General features: G+C 36.4%; 18 protein-coding genes, 1 pseudogene and 1 riboswitch. Of the genes and pseudogenes, 3 read left to right on the top strand and 16 right to left on the bottom strand.

The window, feature by feature from the left end; translation table 11 throughout:
* Positions 1-76 precede the first annotated feature (76 nt).
* The 10 genes and pseudogenes from AC2VNP_RS04015 to AC2VNP_RS04060 form a co-directional block, all read right to left on the bottom strand.
* Positions 77-925 (bottom strand): class I SAM-dependent methyltransferase, encoded by an 849-nt coding sequence (locus AC2VNP_RS04015; RefSeq protein WP_486916112.1) that lies wholly within the window; start codon positions 923-925, stop codon positions 77-79.
* Positions 926-956: 31 nt separating this feature from the next.
* Positions 957-1,724, bottom strand: a complete 768-nt coding sequence (locus tag AC2VNP_RS04020; RefSeq protein ID WP_486916113.1) for an ABC transporter ATP-binding protein — start codon at positions 1,722-1,724, stop codon at positions 957-959.
* 10 nt (positions 1,725-1,734) lie between these two features.
* Positions 1,735-2,814 carry a FecCD family ABC transporter permease gene (locus AC2VNP_RS04025; protein ID WP_486916114.1) on the bottom strand — a complete coding sequence of 360 codons (1,080 nt, stop codon included), beginning with the start codon at positions 2,812-2,814 and terminating at the stop codon, positions 1,735-1,737.
* A 16-nt stretch (positions 2,815-2,830) separates the two neighbouring features.
* Positions 2,831-3,976 (bottom strand): ABC transporter substrate-binding protein, encoded by a 1,146-nt coding sequence (locus tag AC2VNP_RS04030; protein WP_486916115.1) that lies wholly within the window; start codon positions 3,974-3,976, stop codon positions 2,831-2,833.
* Between the two features lie 230 nt (positions 3,977-4,206).
* A riboswitch (cobalamin riboswitch) is annotated at positions 4,207-4,399 on the bottom strand.
* A 55-nt stretch (positions 4,400-4,454) separates the two neighbouring features.
* Positions 4,455-5,654, bottom strand: a complete 1,200-nt coding sequence (locus AC2VNP_RS04035; RefSeq protein ID WP_486916116.1) for a GTP-binding protein — start codon at positions 5,652-5,654, stop codon at positions 4,455-4,457.
* Between the two features lie 39 nt (positions 5,655-5,693).
* Positions 5,694-6,085, bottom strand: a pseudogene (locus AC2VNP_RS04040) ((2Fe-2S) ferredoxin domain-containing protein).
* Between the two features lie 116 nt (positions 6,086-6,201).
* Positions 6,202-7,179, bottom strand: a complete 978-nt coding sequence (locus AC2VNP_RS04045; RefSeq protein WP_486916117.1) for a CobW family GTP-binding protein — start codon at positions 7,177-7,179, stop codon at positions 6,202-6,204.
* A 113-nt stretch (positions 7,180-7,292) separates the two neighbouring features.
* Positions 7,293-8,285, bottom strand: coding sequence for a CobW family GTP-binding protein (locus AC2VNP_RS04050; protein WP_486916118.1), 993 nt, complete (start codon positions 8,283-8,285; stop codon positions 7,293-7,295).
* A gap of 72 nt (positions 8,286-8,357) precedes the next feature.
* On the bottom strand, positions 8,358-9,521 hold the full coding sequence (locus AC2VNP_RS04055; protein WP_486916119.1) for a nucleoside recognition domain-containing protein: 1,164 nt from the start codon (positions 9,519-9,521) through the stop codon (positions 8,358-8,360).
* A 72-nt stretch (positions 9,522-9,593) separates the two neighbouring features.
* Positions 9,594-10,718 (bottom strand): NAD(P)/FAD-dependent oxidoreductase, encoded by a 1,125-nt coding sequence (locus AC2VNP_RS04060; protein WP_486916120.1) that lies wholly within the window; start codon positions 10,716-10,718, stop codon positions 9,594-9,596.
* Positions 10,719-10,888: 170 nt separating this feature from the next.
* Between AC2VNP_RS04060 and folE2 the strand changes: the two genes are divergently transcribed.
* Positions 10,889-11,788, top strand: coding sequence for a GTP cyclohydrolase FolE2 (gene folE2 / locus AC2VNP_RS04065; RefSeq protein WP_486916121.1), 900 nt, complete (start codon positions 10,889-10,891; stop codon positions 11,786-11,788).
* A 64-nt stretch (positions 11,789-11,852) separates the two neighbouring features.
* Here folE2 and sufU read toward each other — a convergent pair whose 3' ends face one another.
* Both sufU and AC2VNP_RS04075 read right to left on the bottom strand, forming a co-directional pair.
* Positions 11,853-12,299, bottom strand: coding sequence for a Fe-S cluster assembly sulfur transfer protein SufU (gene sufU / locus AC2VNP_RS04070; protein WP_486916122.1), 447 nt, complete (start codon positions 12,297-12,299; stop codon positions 11,853-11,855).
* A 515-nt stretch (positions 12,300-12,814) separates the two neighbouring features.
* Positions 12,815-12,970: a DUF1540 domain-containing protein gene (locus tag AC2VNP_RS04075; RefSeq protein WP_216831613.1), complete on the bottom strand. Its 156-nt coding sequence runs from the start codon at positions 12,968-12,970 to the stop codon at positions 12,815-12,817.
* A 157-nt stretch (positions 12,971-13,127) separates the two neighbouring features.
* Here AC2VNP_RS04075 and rpsN point away from each other — a divergent pair, with 157 nt between their 5' ends.
* On the top strand, positions 13,128-13,397 hold the full coding sequence (gene rpsN, locus AC2VNP_RS04080) for a 30S ribosomal protein S14 (protein WP_486916123.1): 270 nt from the start codon (positions 13,128-13,130) through the stop codon (positions 13,395-13,397).
* 35 nt (positions 13,398-13,432) lie between these two features.
* A complete protein-coding gene (locus AC2VNP_RS04085; RefSeq protein ID WP_486916124.1) occupies positions 13,433-14,503 on the top strand; it encodes a GTP-binding protein in 1,071 nt (356 codons plus the stop codon).
* Positions 14,504-14,891: 388 nt separating this feature from the next.
* Here AC2VNP_RS04085 and AC2VNP_RS04090 read toward each other — a convergent pair whose 3' ends face one another.
* From AC2VNP_RS04090 to AC2VNP_RS04105, 4 genes are all read right to left on the bottom strand, one after another.
* Complete coding sequence (locus AC2VNP_RS04090; protein ID WP_486916125.1) at positions 14,892-16,307, bottom strand: phospholipase D family protein; 1,416 nt, start codon at positions 16,305-16,307, stop codon at positions 14,892-14,894.
* Positions 16,308-16,466: 159 nt separating this feature from the next.
* A complete protein-coding gene (nikC, locus tag AC2VNP_RS04095) occupies positions 16,467-17,387 on the bottom strand; it encodes a nickel transporter permease (RefSeq protein ID WP_486916126.1) in 921 nt (306 codons plus the stop codon).
* 17 nt (positions 17,388-17,404) lie between these two features.
* The gene (locus tag AC2VNP_RS04100; protein WP_486916127.1) at positions 17,405-18,406 is read right to left on the bottom strand and encodes an ABC transporter permease; all 1,002 of its coding nucleotides are present in this window, start codon (positions 18,404-18,406) and stop codon (positions 17,405-17,407) included.
* Between the two features lie 194 nt (positions 18,407-18,600).
* Complete coding sequence (locus AC2VNP_RS04105) at positions 18,601-20,259, bottom strand: ABC transporter substrate-binding protein (protein ID WP_486916128.1); 1,659 nt, start codon at positions 20,257-20,259, stop codon at positions 18,601-18,603.
* Positions 20,260-20,264 lie beyond the last annotated feature (5 nt).

Here is a 20,264-nt window from a genome sequence, read left to right on the forward strand (position 1 = left end):
TCAATTTAAATAAGAATTATTCCGATTAAATACAAGCTCATAACCTTCGTTAATGCCCAAGAGAAGCAATTCAATTCTAATGTTTGGGGCACCACGAAATGATGGCTACATGAAAATGGTGATCATAGATGTACTTTCCGTCTTTAAATTGAACAAACTTACTTAAAGACTTTTCAACATCCTCCAGTTTATAGTCAACGGTAAGGATTTTACTTGTATTTTCTTTAAGTAATTGTTCATAGTTAGAAAATTCGTAAGTTCTTGTTAAAGGTAACATCTTACAATTGGCGTATATACCTAAGCTATAAAGTAACTGAAGTAAATCAATATAATCTCTACGGGGATGCTTTACCTTATAACCATACTTTTCATGCAGTACTTCGTAATGAGGTTGAATAGGTCCTGTTGTCATACCAATAACAGCCAACCGTTTTGCCTGTTGATTAATTAAAGATAGAGCTTTGGTAATTTTGTTCATCCGATAAAAGCAGTTAATTCCAAAGACTACATCGTAGTGCTGTTGATGCTCGAACTTCATTTCTTCCCATTTATGGTGGAGGAATTCTACATTTGTCCTTTTGCGCTTTCGACAAGCTTCCTTTAAATAATCTAGAATAGCTTTGGAACTATCAACCACAGTTAACCTTTGTACCTGTTCTGCTAAAGAAAATGTATAATTTCCCCATCCTGGTCCAATTTCTAGAATATGTTCTTCAGCACCGAACATCGAAGATAAGGCACCAAATATTTCTTTTACATACCGGTCAGGCACTTCCTGATTTTCTCTTTCCTTTAATATCTTCTTCCAGAAAGCTTCTTCCGTAAGATCATCCACCATTCTTTCTGGAAGTTTTCCTTCCCAGTCTTTCATTCCATCTTGCCACTGTGCTTCATAATTCTTTAACCTATGATCTCGTATGTTCATTAAAGTTAACCTCTTTCTTACTTATAGACCTTCAATCTTTGGGCCCTTCAACAGTGATTTTCATACCAAGATGAGTCTGCTCTATAAACGCTTCTACACCATAAACCTCACGTAAACTTTTCTTTGTTAAAACTTCGGTTGGAGATCCTTCACTCCACACTTTTCCTTCTTTAAGCAGATAAATCTTATCCGAAAACCTTGTAGCCAGCTCCAAGTCATGTAACACCAGAATAACTAATTGTCCTTTTTCATCTGCTAGCTTTCTCGTTAACTGTAACACTTCAAATTGATACCTAATATCTAAGGCTGAAGTTGGTTCATCTAGCATTAAAATTTCTGCTTCTTGAGCCAAAGCTCTAGCTATTTCAGCTTTTTGTCGCTGCCCACCGCTTATTTCATCTAAATAGCAATGAGCAATGTCTTCTATTTCAAGTTCTACCAAGATATCATTTACAATTTGTAAATCTCGACGTTGAACTCCCCATTTTATATAGGGTTTTCTGCCTAATAAAACCTTTTCCATTACCGTCAGGGGAAAGGTTTGTCCGCTTGATTGTGGGACATAACCAATTAGTCTCGCACGCTCTTTTAGGGAATAATCATTTAACTCTTTATTTTTTATTGAAACGGCTCCTTTGTAACGATAAACTCCTGCTAAACACTTTAATAGAGTTGACTTCCCAGCCCCATTAGGTCCAATAATAGTCGTAACCTTACCTTGTTCAAATGTTGCGAATATAGACTGTAGAACGTTTTTATTTCCTAACTTCATTGATAAACCTTTAACTGAAATATTCAAATGACCACCTTCACGACCAATAATCTTTCTTTTTACGTAACAATAAATAAATGAAAAACGGAGCACCAATCACGGATGTAACGATGCCAACTGGTATTTCAATGGGAGAAAGAACGGTTCTAGCAAATGTATCCGATAATAAAAGTAAAATAGCACCAACTAAACATGAACAAGGAAGTAGAAACCGAATATCGACACCAATTAAAATTCTACTTATATGAGGTGACACTAATCCAATAAATCCAATAATTCCCGTGAAAGCAATGGTTGCTGAGGCAATAAATGTTGAGATTAGTAATGCAGATAACCTTAATCGTTTCACATTTACTCCTAAAGATTTAGCTACTTCTTCACCTGAACTTAAAGCATTTAAATCCCATGATATTTTTAATAACAATAAAAAACCTATGAGAATAAGAGGGAATAGAAACTGAATTACAGACCAGCTAGCACCCCAAAACCCTCCCATGAGCCAAACAACTAGATCTTTTAAGGCTTCATTATTTGAAAAATACTTCAGTGTTGATACGGCAGCAGAAAACAGTTGACCAATAGCGACACCAGCTAAAATTAATACCGTTGTGGATCCATTTTTAACTTTTGCAATACCATATACAGCAAATACAGCAATACAACCGAAGATAAACGCATTTACCGCAATTAACCATTGTCCACTTGCAACTACATTTAAGCCAAACACGCTGGTCCCTAATACAATAGCCAAAGCTGCTCCGAAAGCGGCTCCACTAGAAACACCTAACGTGAATGGACTTGCTAATGGATTACGTAAAATGGCTTGCATAATTACCCCAGCACTGGCTAACGCCATACCGGTTAGAACCGCCATTACAATTCTGGGCAAACGAATTTCAAACAATATATATCCATTTATGCTTAGTTCCCCATTAGAGATGAAATCTAGAATAAGTGAAAATAATTCACTATAAGTTAAACTTACTGTCCCTACGCGAACAGAATATAAAATTGACAATAAAAATATAAGAAGTAAGCAAACAAGTAAAACAACTTTCTTCTTGGTAGAGGCGTGATAATACGCCTCTATACTTTTTTCACTCTTTACAAATTCCATCTACAATAACCTTTCTCTATTGTTTTGGTGAATAAAACCAAACCCCTTTATACTCAACACCTAACCATCTTTCGAAATATTCTTGTGCGTACTGTTCTGGCTCAATATCCTTAAAACGATCCGGATATAAGTCTTTAGCTAATTGAAGCACACCTATATATCGCTTGTCTGACCCAATAAAATTCGTATGATAAATGAAAATATCTTCGTTTTGATAGGCTTTTAATTGTGGAACAGAGGTAGTATTAATAATATTTTCATACACCTCTTTATGTTCAGTAGTGTCGATTGTTTCATAACCTCCTAGCCACGTTCCATGTAAAGTTAGTACTTCTGGATTGATTTCTACTACATATTCTTCATCTACTAATATCGTCGTAGACTCTTCACTGGCATCCCATTTCACATCAGCAGCATCCAACCCGCCTGCTAATATCGTTGCATACCCTTCACCAACTCCAGGGGTGCCCTCAATCGTTTCACTTGGGAAAATCCGATAACCTCCTTGGGAATTAAGAAAACCAACAGATAAAGCCATAACACTTTTTCTTTCGTCTTCTGGAATTTCTTTTACACGATCTTCTAATTTCTTTTCTAATCCTGTTTTCCATTCTAAAAATTCATTAGCTGTTTCTTCTTTTTCAAACAACATACCTAGAATAGCGAGTTCTCGATCCATTTGTACAGGCAAGTAATTATTTAATCGGACAACTTTTATCCCAGCTGGCTCTAACTTCTCTTCTAACATTGAATCCGGACGATTTGTATATGTAAAAACGACTTCTGGTTCTAAACTTAGAATCTGCTCTAAGTTCACTTCGCTAGTTTTACCTACGTCTGGTCTATCACCAAAACCTAAGTAAGGATTATTCTCAACAGTAGTGTCACCTGTCGCGATAATTTGTTCATTTACACCTAATACTTTTAAAGCTTCTGCTGTGTTTCTATTTAAAACAACCACACGCTCTAAAGGTAGTTCTAACGTTATTTCGCTTCCTGCACTATCTTCAAATGTCACAGTTTGTCCGCTTTCTACGTGATCTACACTCAGGTCTACCTTGTTTTCATCATGGTTTATGACTTCTTCGCTGTCTGCTGAACATCCTAATAAACTAAAAATCATAGATAAACCAAGTAATAATACAATAAACTTTATTTTCATTACTATTCCTCCTCCTAGTATTTAATAAGTTATAGCAATTTCGTTTTACGTCATCACTTTCTGTAGTTGCTTTTTCAATGGTTTTATAAAAGGTAATGTGTAAAACTAAAAAAACTCTTTCGGATTCGAAAGAGTTTATCAAATAAACGGCATAAAAAATAATATAGCAACTTCACAAACTTTACCTATCAAGCCATATATGCCGTTTCAACATCTCACCCCCCGAAGATTCGAAACTAGAATGATAGGCAGGTCTCCTGACTTGTGCTTCACCTTACTTTGAGCCTTCCCATATATGGACCGATAAAGCGACATATACAGTGGTACCCTCATTTCATCTGCACTTACAGTTGCGGGGACAGTCTTGGATTTACACCAAATTCCCTATTAAGTCTATTAGACACCTATTTTTCTAATTATTGTATAAAGTTAATTGAACAAGTCTATAATAGTACAATTTTTAAAAACTATCAATCTTTTATGTCGATTGTAAATTCCAATGAAACGGATCTTCTAATGCCTGCCAATCACTCGCCATTTCAGAATCTGTCAATAAGCACCCGTCTAAGTCTTTTATTATCTCCTCTACATCAAGGTCAGTACCTATAAAAACAAGCTTCGTGTGGCGATCACCGTATTCAACATCCCAATCTTGTAATAAATGCGGGTTTTCATTTAATATTTGCTTCTGTTCTTCAGCGGAAAGACTCGCTACCCAATAAGTAATCGGTTCAATCGACACCGACGGACCTGCCTGGGACATGAGGAGCGCTAGATTATTTCGAGTTGCACACCATGCAATTCCTTTTGCTCTTACAATGTTTTTAGGCATAGATTGACACCAATTTTGAAAACGAACGGAATGAAACGGTTCTCTTCTAAAATATACAAAAGAGGATATCCCATATTCTTCTGTTTCCGGTGTATGTTGCTCATGTCCAGCGGTCAATTCACGAATCCATCCTGCTGAATTGCTTGCTTCTTCAAAATTAAATAATCTTGTATTTAATATTTCACTAGGGTCTATTTCAGCTCTTACACTTCGTATGATCTTTGCTTTCGGTTGCAGGGTAGTAAGTACTTGTTCTAATTTTTCTAATTCTTCTTCTGTTACTAGATCACATTTATTTACTATTAGTACATCACAAAACTCAATTTGATCAATCAGTAAATCTGCAATCTCTCTCGTGTCATCCTCTCCTAAAGCTTCCTTACGATCTAGTAAACTATCTCCTGAACGATAATCTTGCCAAAAACGATTGGCGTCTACGACTGTTACCATCGTATCGAGACGACAATATTGTGTTAAATCAATATTGAGTTCTTCATCAATATATGAAAATGTCTGTGCAACAGGTGTCGGTTCACTGATTCCAGTCGACTCAATTACGATATAATCAATATTCCCGGCTTTCGCTAATTTCTCTACTTCGATTAACAGGTCTTCTCTTAATGTACAACAAATACAGCCATTGGACATTTCAACTAACTTTTCTTCCGTTCGTGATAACTCCCCGCCTTGCTTAATGAGTTCAGCATCAATATTAATTTCACTCATGTCATTTACAATGACAGCTATTTTTAAACCATCACGATTTTTGAGAAGATGGTTTAGCAGTGTTGTTTTTCCTGACCCTAAATAACCACTTAAAACCGTTACTGGAATGGGATTTTTCATCTATTGCTCCTCCTAATTATATGTAGCGTTTAGTAGTCGTTACAGTTTTTTAGAAACTTTCATAACTAACTGTTCGTCTTTTACTGTACCAATTACAGTTCCTTCTGTTCTTTCAAATCCTGTGCCATTATGGTAATGGCTTATTTTATCTTTCAATGTCGTACCTGCTAACAGTGAGTCAATGAATGAGGAGCATCTTCACTAGTCATCTCCTTATACCAATAGCTTTCTGGATATTGGATGACAACACATTTATCATGACAACGACCATTACAAAGAGTTCTCGTTGTATGAATGACATTATCTAGATCCCTTGCAGTTATTTCATGTCTAACCGATTGAGTTAGTGCTTCTGCTCCTGCTTTATTGCAACTACTTCCATTCCATATCAGCAAATGATGTTGTGTGTTTGACAAGTTCCATGTTGCCATCCTTTCACCCCTATTACTTATTTAAGAATTCTTCTACTCCTATGGATGTACTAAAATGTTATGAAAAACAAATCGATTATAACACACAAATCGTAACGATTACTATTTATATATTATTATTTCTTATTCCTACCTGAAGAACACGTTTTTGAACTAAGTGAGTCTCCTCTCTGCAACTTCTCTAATTCTTCCTCAATCTCATCTCTATTTAGATCTTCTCCAATAAACACGAGCATGGGTTCATACTTTTTTTCAGAGGCGTACCTTTCAAAGATCGGCATTCTATATGCGTAGTTAAATAAATAGAGTCCAGGAGTTTCTGTTAAATAAATAAACCCTTTCACTCGATGTATCTGCCCTTCAATCTTCTCTAACCATTGCAAAAAAGAAACTCGATCAATCGGTTGGTTTACTGAAAATGAAATCGTCCTTAAGTGTAAATGGTGATGGACATGTGCTTTTTCAATCTCGTAAGATCTTTCACTACTTTCTACTACACGATCATACAAAATTGAGAGATTCATTTTTGCATATGTAACAATTGAAATCGTTGCTTGCGTATTGATGTTTTTAACACTTTCTAGCACTGCTGCTATTTCATTTTCATCTACTTGATCCACTTTATTAACAAGTACAACATCTGCATGTTTCACTTGTTCAATTAAAAGCTTTCTAAGTTTAATACTCAATCTATTTTCCACCCACTGTTTAGCGTTAATAACGGTTACAATACATCGTATTTCAACTTTACTAACTAAGGTTGGATGTGTGCATGCTTCAAGTATTTCTAATGGATGTGCAGCTCCAGTAGCTTCTATTAGAATAAGGTCTAATTCATATTCTTCAAGCATTTGGCTCAAATGCAAGCTTAATTCACCTTGAAGTGTACAACAAATACAACCATTCAACATCTCTTTTAAAGGCGTATCTATCGGTACCGCTGCGGAGTCTATACTTACGTCCCCCAATTCATTCATTAATACGCCTAGCCTTCTGCCATTCTTTTGCTCAAGCTCAATTACTTCTTTCAATAGCGTACTTTTTCCACTTCCTAAAAACCCACTTAATATAATTATTTCTACTTTTTTACTCAATTTCTCTAGGCCTCCTTTCCTTTTCATCTAACCCCTTATACGAACATGTAGATATAATAGACTAAATGAATAACCGTTTCACAAGTAGTGACCTACTCATGAAACGATATTGGTTATGCTGAAACACAATTATTAAATTGTTCTTGAAACCATTGTTCATCTAGATTGGTTCCAATGACAACCATTTCACTTACTCTTTTCTCGTCTTTTTTCCACTCTCGGTCAGCTGTGCCTGCAAAAAGCATGTGAACACCTTGAAAGATTACACGCTTGTCTAAATTTTCAATATTAAAAATCCCTTTATATCGATACATTTGTGGTCCAAGCTCAGCCAACAAACTGTTCATCCACGCTTCTACTTTTGGTAAACTCAATGGCTTTTCGGACCGTAAAACAAATGCCTTTACATCGTCACCATGATGATGGTGATGGTGGTCATTTAATAAATCAGGAGTAATTTCTAGTTTTTTATCAAGATCAAATGAATATAGATTTAATATTTTATTTAAATCTACATTACTTTGCATTGCACGTTCTATTCGAGCTGTAGAGTTCATTTTTTTTAATCTTTGAATTACCGATTGGATATGTTTTTCATCGACTAAGTCGACTTTATTTAAGATTAATACATCTGCAAATGCTACTTGTTTTTGTGCTTCATGTGATTTGTTTAACTGTTCATGAACATGATACGTATCGACAAGAGTAACGATCGAGTCTAAATGATAATATTCTGACAGCTCTGGATCTACAAAAAAGGTTTGGGCCACTGGTCCAGGATCAGCAAGACCTGTCGTTTCAATAACTACTCGATCAAAATTAAGGTCCATTCCGTCCCTATCATTTCTTCTCTCTTTTAGATCATGTAAGATGCGAATTAAGTCGCCCCGAACCGTACAACAAATACAACCATTGTTCATTTCAAAGATTTCTTCGTCTGCACCAACAACAAGTTGATTATCAATACCTACTTCGCCAAATTCGTTTACAATCACAGCGATCTTCTGTCCATGGTTTTCCGTTAAGATGTAGTTCAACAAAGTCGTCTTTCCAGCCCCTAGAAAACCTGTTAGTACAGTGACAGGTACTTTCCCGTTATTCTTCATATCAATCACTCCTTTTAATTATATCTCGTATTTCACCACCTATTTTAATCGTAACCATTACGATTAAAACTTCTAAAAAAAGAAAATAATTGCTTTATATATAATTAATAAACTAAATGCAGAAATGATCGATGTTAAAGCTTGTTTCGAAGAATGCTTTAGTGCATATAGAAAGCCCATTTCTTTTCCAATCGCCCACATAGTTACTAAGCATGCAGACAATGTAGATGCTAAATAAACTAGCAAAAACAATTCAACTGTCGTGATTGAAGCTAATAATTCACCGCCACCTTGGTTAAATAAAAGCATGCCATCTTTTCGAATGACTGAAAAGAGTAATCCCACACTTGCAGCAGCAGGAATGGATAATAGTGATAAGACCGGTTCTACCATTTGGGATAATTTAGCGATTAACCCTAAACCATCAAGCAGTGCAGCAATGATGCAAATTACTAAAAATATCGGCATCGCTTGAAGAAAGAATTGAGAAACCGTACCTTTTATTTTTCCAAAGAATTGTTTAAGACTACCTGTGCTGATTGGTGTTGCAGGATAAAAGTAATCAGCTGCTTTATTGGCAGATGGATAACAAAGTTTAGTGTGCAATGCACCGACAATGATTAAAACAAACAAGTATGGGATAAAAAGCCACGGCTTCCCACCGACACTAAAAATAGAAAGGGTAGCACCAATTTGATAACTGCATGCAGAACCAAAAGATATCATGGATATACACTGTTTCCTCGTACAAGCGCTGCATGATTTTGTTTGAAGAACCGCGACAACGTTACATCCGTACCCCGTTAGTACAGGAATAAAATCTCTTCCACTTAAACCAATTCTTCTTAAACTGGGTGTAATTTCACTTGTAATTTTATCCTTAAGGCCTACTTCCTCGGTAAAAGCAATACTCATCCCAACAAATAAAACGACTGGAAAGGCCCATAAAAACGAATACATTCCCAGTGTAAATAAACCAAAATCTCCAACTAAAACTTGTTCAATTAGATACGGAGTATGCGAGAATACCTGTTCTAATGGTTCTATAATTGCTCCTTCAAACACTGGCTCTATAGCGCTTGCGAGCATATAAGCAGCATATACAGGAAGTCCGTAAACACTAATCACTAATAATAAATAAAACAACACTTTCCCGTTCGTAAACGGAAATTTGGGGAATTTATATGTTTTTTTATTAAAAGAGTAGGAAGCCGTTTCTTTCCTTAATTCACTCATTACGTTGAAGCCTCCTTTAATGAATACAGTAAATAAAATACCCCCTCATAATAATAGAGGGGAAAAACTCTTCTAGCATTGACACGAATTGTCACAACAAGAAAGATCATCAAGCAACATATTCGATTTACGATAATGCTCAAATAACTCTTCATTTAATTCCATGCCTAATTTCTCACCTATTTCTTTAGCTACAACTGCAAAGCGTTGGCGGAATTTATAAATGAAACAAAAAATTACATCTTGATGCCGAACTTGTGGTCCAACTAAAAACAAACCTTCAGAAACCGTTGATTCATCCTTATCACTTAACTCGATAATGTTATTTTCATCATAATAAAAGTGCTCGATAATTAAGGATAAACTACTTTTAAAACCTGTTCCTAAAATAGGACGTGCAGAACTGAAAATCTCTTCTCCATTTTCCAAGAAAACGGTATAGCCTTCATCTGCTTGTTCGACTTTTACAACTTTACTTTTTCCTCTTAAGATCAGGTCTTCACAATCCATCACTTCTTCAAGACGGTCAAAAGTAAACGGCGACAATGATATACTTGGGTCTGGATGATCATCTGACCAGACTTCTTCTTTAGCTAAGACCGTTACTTGTTTTCCATAATGCATTAGATTGATTGCAGCATCGATTGCACTTTCATAACCGCCTATAACGATTAGATCATCTTCTTCGATCTCCTCCCAAGAAGCAACCTCACTGTTATGTAAACATAGCTCCGCACCTGGAAATACATTTTTATTTGGATACTGAAACTCTCCCCCAGCCCAAACTACAAATTGAGCATTATACGTGCCGTCATTGGTTTGAAGAACGAACCCTTCCTCAACTTTATCTAACTCAGTGACATTAACACCGAATTTAATAGGAAGCTTAAAGTGGTGTGCGACAGCCTCTAAATACTCTGCATATTCCTCTCCACTTAAATGTTCAGTTTGAAACGTATAACCTGGAGAGGTTGAAGGTACGACAGCATTTAAGTCTAGTAAGCCAAACCCATGCCCTGGGAATGATGGCGTTAATAAGCGCATTTCTTCTGGCCACTTTTTAAATGAGCTTCCGATATAGTCACGATCTAAAATTACAAAGTTTTTCAATCCCATTTGCATGAAAATTGAACCTATCCCGACACCTGCAGGACCTGCCCCAACAATAATAACGTCATAATGACTTGTATTTTCCAAAATCCATCACCTCTCGAAATAAACCGTAACTATTACGATTTTACGATTAATATTATCTTTTCTTCCTTCTCTTTGTCAATTTAAGCATTTTATTTTCACTATTACGCTAATGATATTATAATATATAAATCAGAATAATTCCTATTCATTTATTCATAAAGGAGACAACAATGGAAACAAACATTTTCCCTAATAAACAAGAACGTCACAAACGATTTGGATCAGTACCTCCTGTAAAAGGAGACAAGCCTCTAAACAAAGAGGATATGACTGATCTTCAAAACACACCGAATGACTTTTTATTCGCTATTGAATCAGTGGGGATTAGTAATGTAAAACATCCCCTTATTATTGAATCGGATTACAAACCGAGCCAGCAAACAACCGTTGGAACATTTTCACTAACAACGGGTCTTCATCAGATGAGCAAAGGTATTAATATGAGCCGATTAACAGAGCTCTTACAGGAATACTACTTAGAAGGTTTTAATGGAACGTTTGACCGCCTGTACTCATTTACGAGAGAGTTAGTTGAGCGCATGGAACAATCTAGCGCCCAGATAGCCGTACAATTTCCTTGGTTCTTTGAACGAACAAGTCCTTCCCTTCAGAAATCTGGATTGGCGCATGCTGAAGCTTTTATGAACGTTGATTATGATCATGATAACGGGTTTAGCCATGAAGTGGGCATTACAGTAGCTGTAACAACACTTTGTCCTTGTTCCAAAGAAATTAGTGAATATAGTGCACACAATCAACGTGGATATGTGACGATTAAAGCCAAATTTTATAACCCGATTGAATTAAAACCAGATTGGAAAGTGACCCTGCTTGAAGCTGCCGAAACAAATGCTAGTTCTATGCTGTACCCAGTCTTAAAAAGACCCGATGAAAAAGCAGTAACTGAAAGAGCTTATGAAAATCCGCGATTTGTGGAAGATATGGTTCGCTTAGTTGCCGCTGACTTATATGAAAATGAGGATATCAAGTCCTTTACGGTTGAATGCCGAAATGAGGAATCGATTCACATGCATGATGCGATTGCACGGTTAACTTATACAAAAGAATAAATAAAAAGGTGACGCACTGCCTTATAAAGATAATTATTTATAGGATCAGTAAGTCACCTTCTTTTTAATTATTACTTTCGTATTCGGGTTCATCACCAACAGCCCGATCTAAAGCCTGCCAAGCCATCAGTGCACAATTATGACGAGCTCTTAACTTATGTACACCTTCTAACGAGTAAGCATCCCCAAGATCTACTTCTTCTGAAATCTCTCCGTTCCGAATCAGCGCTTCCATTGCTTGGCGTAAGTTTGCTGCTTCTCTTAAAGACACTCCTTTTAGCAGTTCTGTCATCATCGAAGCAGAAGCCATACTTATACTACACCCTTCTCCAATAAAAGAAATATCTTCTATCTCTTTTGCCTCCGAAAGTTTTAAGAACAGTGTCATTACATCGCCACATGTCGGATTTTTATAATGTAGCTGTTTAATCTGTTCACCTTCTAACTTCCTATGATTGCGACGATTTTTCGAATGGTCCACAACTAATTGTCGGTACAGTTGATCTAACATTTGCAATTCCCCCCTACAGCTTCTAAATGTATATTACGTACAAAAATAGTAATAATTACGATTTGTTGTTTATATTATACTCATGCATTTCAAATTCGTCTAATCAACTGCATGATAACCCCATAAAAAACACCCCTAACAAATGGAGGTAACTTTAGTAGGATTATTTTGTAAGGATTTTATTTTTTTATGAGCTAAAAATACAGATTATTATTTTTTCCTTGAGAGCACAATCAATTTGATAGGATAGAATGAACTTCTCTAATTGAATATCAAACTTTACTATCATTTTTTGTTCGTCTGTTACTCTTTTATGCTTATTGTTGAATAAAAATGATAATTATTATCAATAATAAGTATGCAGAGGATCAAAAACAAATGTCTGTCTTATATGAAATAACAATGCACCTTCTGTATGAATAAAAATTTATATTATTATACTGTTTTCTTTGTATCAATTTTCTAAAATGAAAAAAGGACAACCGTTAAGCTGCCCTTCAACTTGGAACCATAAATTAGATACCTGGGTCAAACGTTTTACAGTCTGTTTCTTCTTGTTTCTCAGCTCTTTTACCTGTGTGACTAACTACGTAAATTCGGTCAGCCGCACATTTGTTACCTTCTTCATTATACTTACAGTTTTTCACTTCACATAATACATCTACTGCCATCGTCTACACCCCCCTCCATCTTTATCATGATCTTTTCTTTGCTTTTTCATACTTTTTTTAGTACGACTTTACTTTACATGTTAGATACTGTAAAATTATTTCCAAGCCTTAAATAGTAATGATTTCGATTATCATAGTAAAGAAGGAGAGAATAAACATGGCAAAAAAATCGAATGTTGTAAAAGAAATTAAGCGACAAGAAATGGTCGCAAAATACGCGGAATTAAGAAGAGAATTGAAAGAAAAAGGTGATTATGAAGCTTTAAGAAAACTGCCACGTGACTCATCACCCATTCGCTTAACTCGTCGTTGCGAAATGACTGGCAGACCTCGTGGTGTATTAAGAAAATTCAAATTGTCTCGTATTGCGTTTAGGGAACTTGCTCATAAAGGTCAAGTGCCTGGTGTAAAAAAATCAAGCTGGTAATCTCAATTCGAATAATAATTAGGTGGTGACTATACGTGAATAAAGTCCCCATAACTGTAATTACTGGTATGATAGGCGCAGGAAAAACGAAAATCAGTAATCGTTTGATACGCGATAAAAAAAGCAGTAATTGTAAAGTACAAGTACTCGTGTACTACCCAGATACAATAACAGTAGTTGAAGATATATCGACAAAACGCCAGTACAGGAAGTTACCACATCAAGAACAGCCTGCAACATTAATAACTACTCAAGACCAGTTAATTAGCGAAATGATTTCTTACTCTAAAGCCAATCAGAGCATAGACGAACTTATTATTGAATTGGCTGCAGGAATTCCGCCTCAATTATTTGCAGAGGAACTTTATCAATTACTCGAAAAGTTTAAGATGGATAAAACATTTTATATTCAATCGATCGTTTCTGTCATTGATGCTCAACACTTTTGGTTTGATTATACTTCAAATCATTACATTCTTTACACTAGTGACAATAACAGGATGGAACAAACTTTTGCTGAGGCACTGATTTCTCAAATTGAATTTTGCAGTCATATTGTAATCAACAAATGTAATTTTATAAGCAAAGAAAGTTTAGATGAGACTGTCTCGTTTATAAAGAAACTCCAGCCAAAGGCACAAATTATTTTTTCAGCAGATGGTCAAGTAGCCAGCCAAACTTTTCATTCAGTAAACGATGTCGACCTTCATCAAATTAAGTCAAATATCGGTTGGAAACTTGAATTAAAAAACAATTCTTCTACTCTAAATTTAGTCGTGAAATATGGTATAAATTCTTTTATATACGAAAGCCATTCCCCTATTCAATTAGAGAAGTTAGAAGAGTGGTTTCGAACGTTTCCTTCAGAAATATTGCGTTCAGCTGGTTACCTACGGACATATTCAGAAGCGCATGGTTTAGAACTCCTATATTTCTCACAAGTGGGAGCATCAGTTATCATTGAAACAGTAGACGAACATTGTACTGATACTACTGCTAGATCGAAGGTTGTGTTTTTTGGTTTTGACTTAGAAGATGTCGAAGTCACCCAACAACTAAATCAATGCTTAATGGAGAACAATAATATAAATCAAACAGTCGTCTGAGCCTATTTGCCCCTATAAGGGAGTTAGTAACCGGTAGCAGTAAAAAGTCTATAGATTCTAAAATCAAAGTTAAAATAGCAGATGAAATAGCCAATAAATAATAATTTTATTAGCACATAAGAAATGGTTGGGGTTCATATTTATACCCCAACCTTTTGATTTAAATGTGTATTATTGTGCTTATAAACTAAAACAGCCTTCCGTTGCCATCCATCTGAAGACCTTTCCCTTGCAGTTCTACCTTGTTTGTCCCTCATCAGCTTTATGAAGGACACTTCCCTTGCAATTCTACCTTGTAATGTCAATATCATTCCTATACTAAAAGCATTGGTGCAGTTTTATTCTTATTTTTCTATGAAAAAATTGCATTGCTAAATTCCCCTGTTTACTAAAATGTTGTGAGTCCTGTTTTCTTCTGGATCCTGAATAATAATCGCTTATAATATGGAAAATCCTCTAGATATTCATTTGAACGAACTGTAAATGTCCCATTCTCGTTATTCCATAATGTCGTAAAGTAATTAGAAACTACAGTCATTATCTCACTATCTTTCGGGGCTACAATTCTTAAGCTCGTGTCTAGATTAAAATCATCCAAGTTTCTTCGAGTAAAGTTTGCAGAACCGCCGATTATCGTACTACTCTCTTTTCGCTCGATTAATATTAATTTAGAATGGTATTGCTCATCGTGTGTGTTATACCATCTTATTTGAATGTTCTCATTTCCATACTCTTCAATATCAGCAGCTACTGGACGGTTTGGGATGCCGATGTTTTCATTTCCGAAAATTTCCTCATTCGGGTCAAGAATTAAGTTTACTTTGACGCCTCTATTTGCTGCAGAAATCAAGCTGGAAACAACCTTACTTTCGGAAAGGTTAAACATTCCAACATGAATTACATCCCCGTGGTCCGTTCGGTTAATTTCTTCAAGTAAATGTTCTCTGGTTTGCCCCTCTGTTAAAAGCTGAACCCCTATATCCCCTGTCTCTACTTGGAAATCATCATAAGATGGGAGCTGTTTACTACTTGAAAAATTTGCAACAGCTTGCTCCGAAGCTAGAAAGTCATTAATAATATTCCCACTGACAACAAAAGCAATATTCGAATGGAAGCCGCTTGCATCATGAAGGTTAGCAGATGTCACCATTACTTCTTTGTCCGTGCCAATCACTTTACGATGGTTGCCTTTTAAATTTAACATCTTTAAATAGGAGCCAAGTGTCACTTTTGGTGCATCTTCACTAAACGGATTTGTAATCCAACCTTCACCTTCTCTTTCAAACGTTTTTAAAAAGGCTCGCCAAAAACCTGAGTAGATGGGATTCGAGTCTCGCAATGGTGTTAAGTTGGTAATAATAACATCGACTCCGTTTTCTTGCAGCGTCTTTAAATGTTTGGATGGATGGGATCGATAAGTTGTGTTAATTTCATCTGTAATAAATGTTATCTCAATATTCGGGGACTGTTCCTTCTTCTCTAACAAAGCTTTTGTGATTTCATCTGTAATCTCAGGATAATCTTTATCTTCATCATATTTATCATTGAATAGGAACATATCAAACACAATAAACTCTTCAGCTTCCTTTATCATGTTCTTCACTCGTTCAACTATTTGTCTTTCTTGTACAATCTCATTATCTTGTTCAAATGTTAAGTCATATAAAAACTCTACATCCGCTACTCGATGCATATCCCCTTCATAAGATAGTCCCATCGGTATCGGTTTAAAAAGACCATAAAGAGTATAACCTGCAATAAAAACAACGAATACTAACAAAGCACTTAATATGATTTTCTTCATATCTCCCTCCTGCTTCATTTCTTTTATTACTTTTACGTTGGTTTAAACTACTAGAAAATATGTACATTGAGAAATTTATGGACTAGTCAGAGTTTTTTAGCGCTTCTTTATCTATCTGGAGCACAAAAAAGGATGACCCAGAGAGTCACCCTTTTCTTGTTAGTTTTTCATTTTTGGATCTAACGCATCCCGAAGGCCGTCACCAATCATATTAAACCCTAATACAACTAACATGATCGAAAATCCTGGGAAAAGGACCGTCCACGGTGCAGTTTGGATAAACTGCCGTGAATCAGATAACATTTTCCCCCATTCTGGTGTCGGTGCTTGTGCCCCTAACCCTAAGAAGCCAAGAGCTGCCGCTTCTAAAATAGCTGTACCAAATCCTAATGTCGCTTGAACGATAATTGGTGCTAAACTATTCGGTAAGATATGATGAATTAAGATCCTGCCATTTTTCATTCCTTGTGCTTTAGCAGCCATTATATATTCTTCTTCACGTAAACTAATAACTTTTGACCGAACAAGCCGCCCAAATATCGGAACATTAATTATGGCAATGGCGATGAGTGCATTCTGCAAAGAAGGACCTAAAATTGCAACGATCGCGATCGCTAAAAGGATACTTGGAAATGCAAGCATTATATCGAAAATACGCGAGATCAGCATATCAATCCAACGACCATAATATCCTGCAATAATCCCTAAGGTTGTTCCTACTACTAGTGCACCCGATACGGCAAAGAAACCAACCCATAAGGAAATCTTAGCCCCGTGAGCAATTCGACTAAAAATGTCTCTACCTAGATCATCTGTTCCAAACCAATGCTCTGCAGAAGGGGATTGAAGTCGGTTTTGTGGGTTCGTTTCATCAAATGCATATCCAGAAATGAGAGGTGCAATCAGAGCAATGATAATAAAAAATAGAATGATAATCATACCGATAACAGCTGATTTATTCTTAAATAATTGCCTCATCGCATCGCGCCAAGGTGATATAGCCTTTACGCTCTCCTCTTGATTTGGATTAGGATTTGAATTCGGTGGTATGTTTACTTGTTCTGTACGAATCTGTTCCATTTCAGTCTCCCCTCCTATCAATATTTAATTCTTGGATCAATGTAAGAATAAAGCAAATCGACTATTAGATTAATCATGACAAACATCGTTGCTACGACTAGAATTCCAGATTGAATGACTGGGTAATCACGATTTCCAATCGCCTCATAGATGTAGCGTCCAACTCCTGGCCATCCAAAGATTGTCTCTGTTAATATCGCTCCACCTAAAAGCGTTCCTGTTTGAAGCCCGACAACAGTTAATACAGGGATCATCGCATTTTTAAGAGCATGCTTATATATAACAAAAAATGTATTTGATCCCTTGGCGTTTACCGTTCGAATATAGTCTGAACGTAAAACTTCTAGCATACTTGAACGCGTCATTCGAGCAATGATCGCCATCGGAATCGTTCCAAGTGCAATTCCAGGTAATATTAAATGTTTAATTGCCGTCCACGTTTTATCCCATTGTCCGCCGATTATTGTATCAAGGACATATAAATGTGTTATAGCCTGTATTGGATCTCTTGCATTATCTCGCCCTGTGGCTGGCAACCATCTAAGTTCTTGTGCAAATATCCATTGTTCCATCAATGCTAGCCAGAAAATAGGCATCGATACCCCAATAAGAGCGATTAACATAGCTAAATAATCAAACCATGAGTTTTGCTTCCACGCACTAATAATCCCTGCATTTACACCAATAATAATTGCAAAAATCATCGCAAAAATTGTTAGTTCAATCGTGGCAGCTAAATACGGCCAAATTTCTTCAGCTATGGGTTTTTTCGTTCGTAACGAGGTTCCTAAATCCCCTTGCACTAGGTCCTTCATATAATAACCGTACTGAATCATGTATGGTTCATTTAATCCAAGACGTTCTTCAAGATCTGCAATCGCTTGAGGTGTAGCTTGCTCACCTAATATGACTTGAGCTGGGTTACCTGGAATTAGATGAATAATTGAAAATGTAACAATTGACATTCCTAGAAGGACTGGAATTAACATGAATAATCTTCTTGTCGTATAAGCTAGCATGAATTTCACCTCTATTCTTTCATTACTCTTCTCTCTATGTATTCATATATTGAACTTAAATTCTTTAAAGGTAAAAGTAGGGCTGACTCAAATGCAAGCGTTAGACACCTCACTCTAGAATAGAGTTGCCGTCTTTCCAACAACTATCTAGAGTTAAAACGAGGAGCCAACACTTATGAGTCAGCCTCTTCTCATTAGTTAGATAACTCTACTGATGTGAGCGCTTCACTTGTAGATGGATGTGGCACATAATTTTTAACGTTTGCTCCACCTGCTAATGTTGGAACTGAATGAACTAAAGGTACCATTGGTGCGTCTTCATGAATAAGAGCTTGTGCTTTCATGTAAAGGTCAGCACGAACATCTTCATCATATGTTGTTTTTGCTTGGTCTAATAAACTAGTTACTTCTTCATTTGCATAGAATGTTCGGTTACCACCTGGAATAGCGTGGCTGCTTAACAAGTTAGACAAGAAGTAATCTGGGTCACCGTTAACTCCTGACCAACCTAACATAAACATATCTTGCTCTCCAGCTTCTGTTTTCTCTAGGTACGTTGCCCACTCATGAGTAACGATGTTTGCTTTTACGTTGATCTTTGCTAGTTCAGCTTGAATTGCTTCAGCTGCACGCTGCGGATCTGGCATATACGGTCTTGCTACTGGCATCGTCCATAAATCAAATTCAAACCCATCTGGGTAACCAGCTTCTGCAAGAAGTTCTTTCGCACGGTCAAGATTAAACTCGTACGCTTGGATTTCGTCATTATAACCTAAGTATCCAGGAGGTACTGCGTTTTTAGCTGGTTGAGCCATACCGCCATATAAAGCAAAAATTAAATCTTCTTTATTAATGGCATGGTTAATCGCTTGACGTACTAACTTATTGTTAAATGGCTCTTTCTCCACATGGAAACCTAAGTAACCAATGTTATTTGTTGCACGTTCAAATACTTGGAGTTCAGCGTCACCTTCAATCGTTACTACATCATCAGGGTTTAACCCATCCATAATATCGACTTCACCTGCGCGAAGTGCTGTTAAACGTGCTGAGTTGTCAGGAATAACTCTAAAAATAACACGATCTAACTTTGGATAACCTTCCATCCAATAATCTTCATTCTTCTCTAGAACAATACTATCGTCACGAGTCCAACTTACAAACTTAAATGGACCAGTTCCTACAGGATTTTCGTTAATTGTACTGCCATGCTCTTCAAATGCTGCTGGAGATGTGATCGCAAAGTAGCTCATCCCCATATTTTGAATAAACGAACCTAATGGTTTGTTTAAAACAAACTCAATCTCGTGATCGCCTAGTACATTAATCTCCTCAATTACGTGACCTTCATCACCTTTAAATCCACCAAATTGAGTACCGTAAACGCTGTACGTGTAACCCTCATCAGCAAAGTTATACTCATGAGATTTATCAGCCCAACGCTCGAAGTTTAATTTTACTGCTTCGGCATTAAAGTCTGTACCGTCATGGAATTTAACTCCTTCACGTAGTTTAAATGTGTAAAGTAACCCATCATTTTCAACGCTCCATTCCGTTGCTAAACCAGGCCCTACTTCAAAAGAGTCAGCGTCAAACTCTAGTAAAGTTTCATAGATTTGCTTTGTTACACGAGAAGACTCTCCGTCAGTTACACTAGCATAGTCTAAACTTACAGAGTCGCCACCACGTGCAAAGATTAAAACTTGATCACCAGCTGGTGCTTCTTCAGTAGCTTCTTGATCATCGCCTTCAGACTCATTAGGAGCTTGAGTCTCATTGCTCGAACAGGCAGCTAAGAATGTGGCTAAACTCAACATGAGAATTAGCATAAATAGCATGCTTTTCTTTTTCATTTTGT

It is taken from the genome of Alkalihalobacterium sp. TH-98 (genome assembly GCF_057473385.1).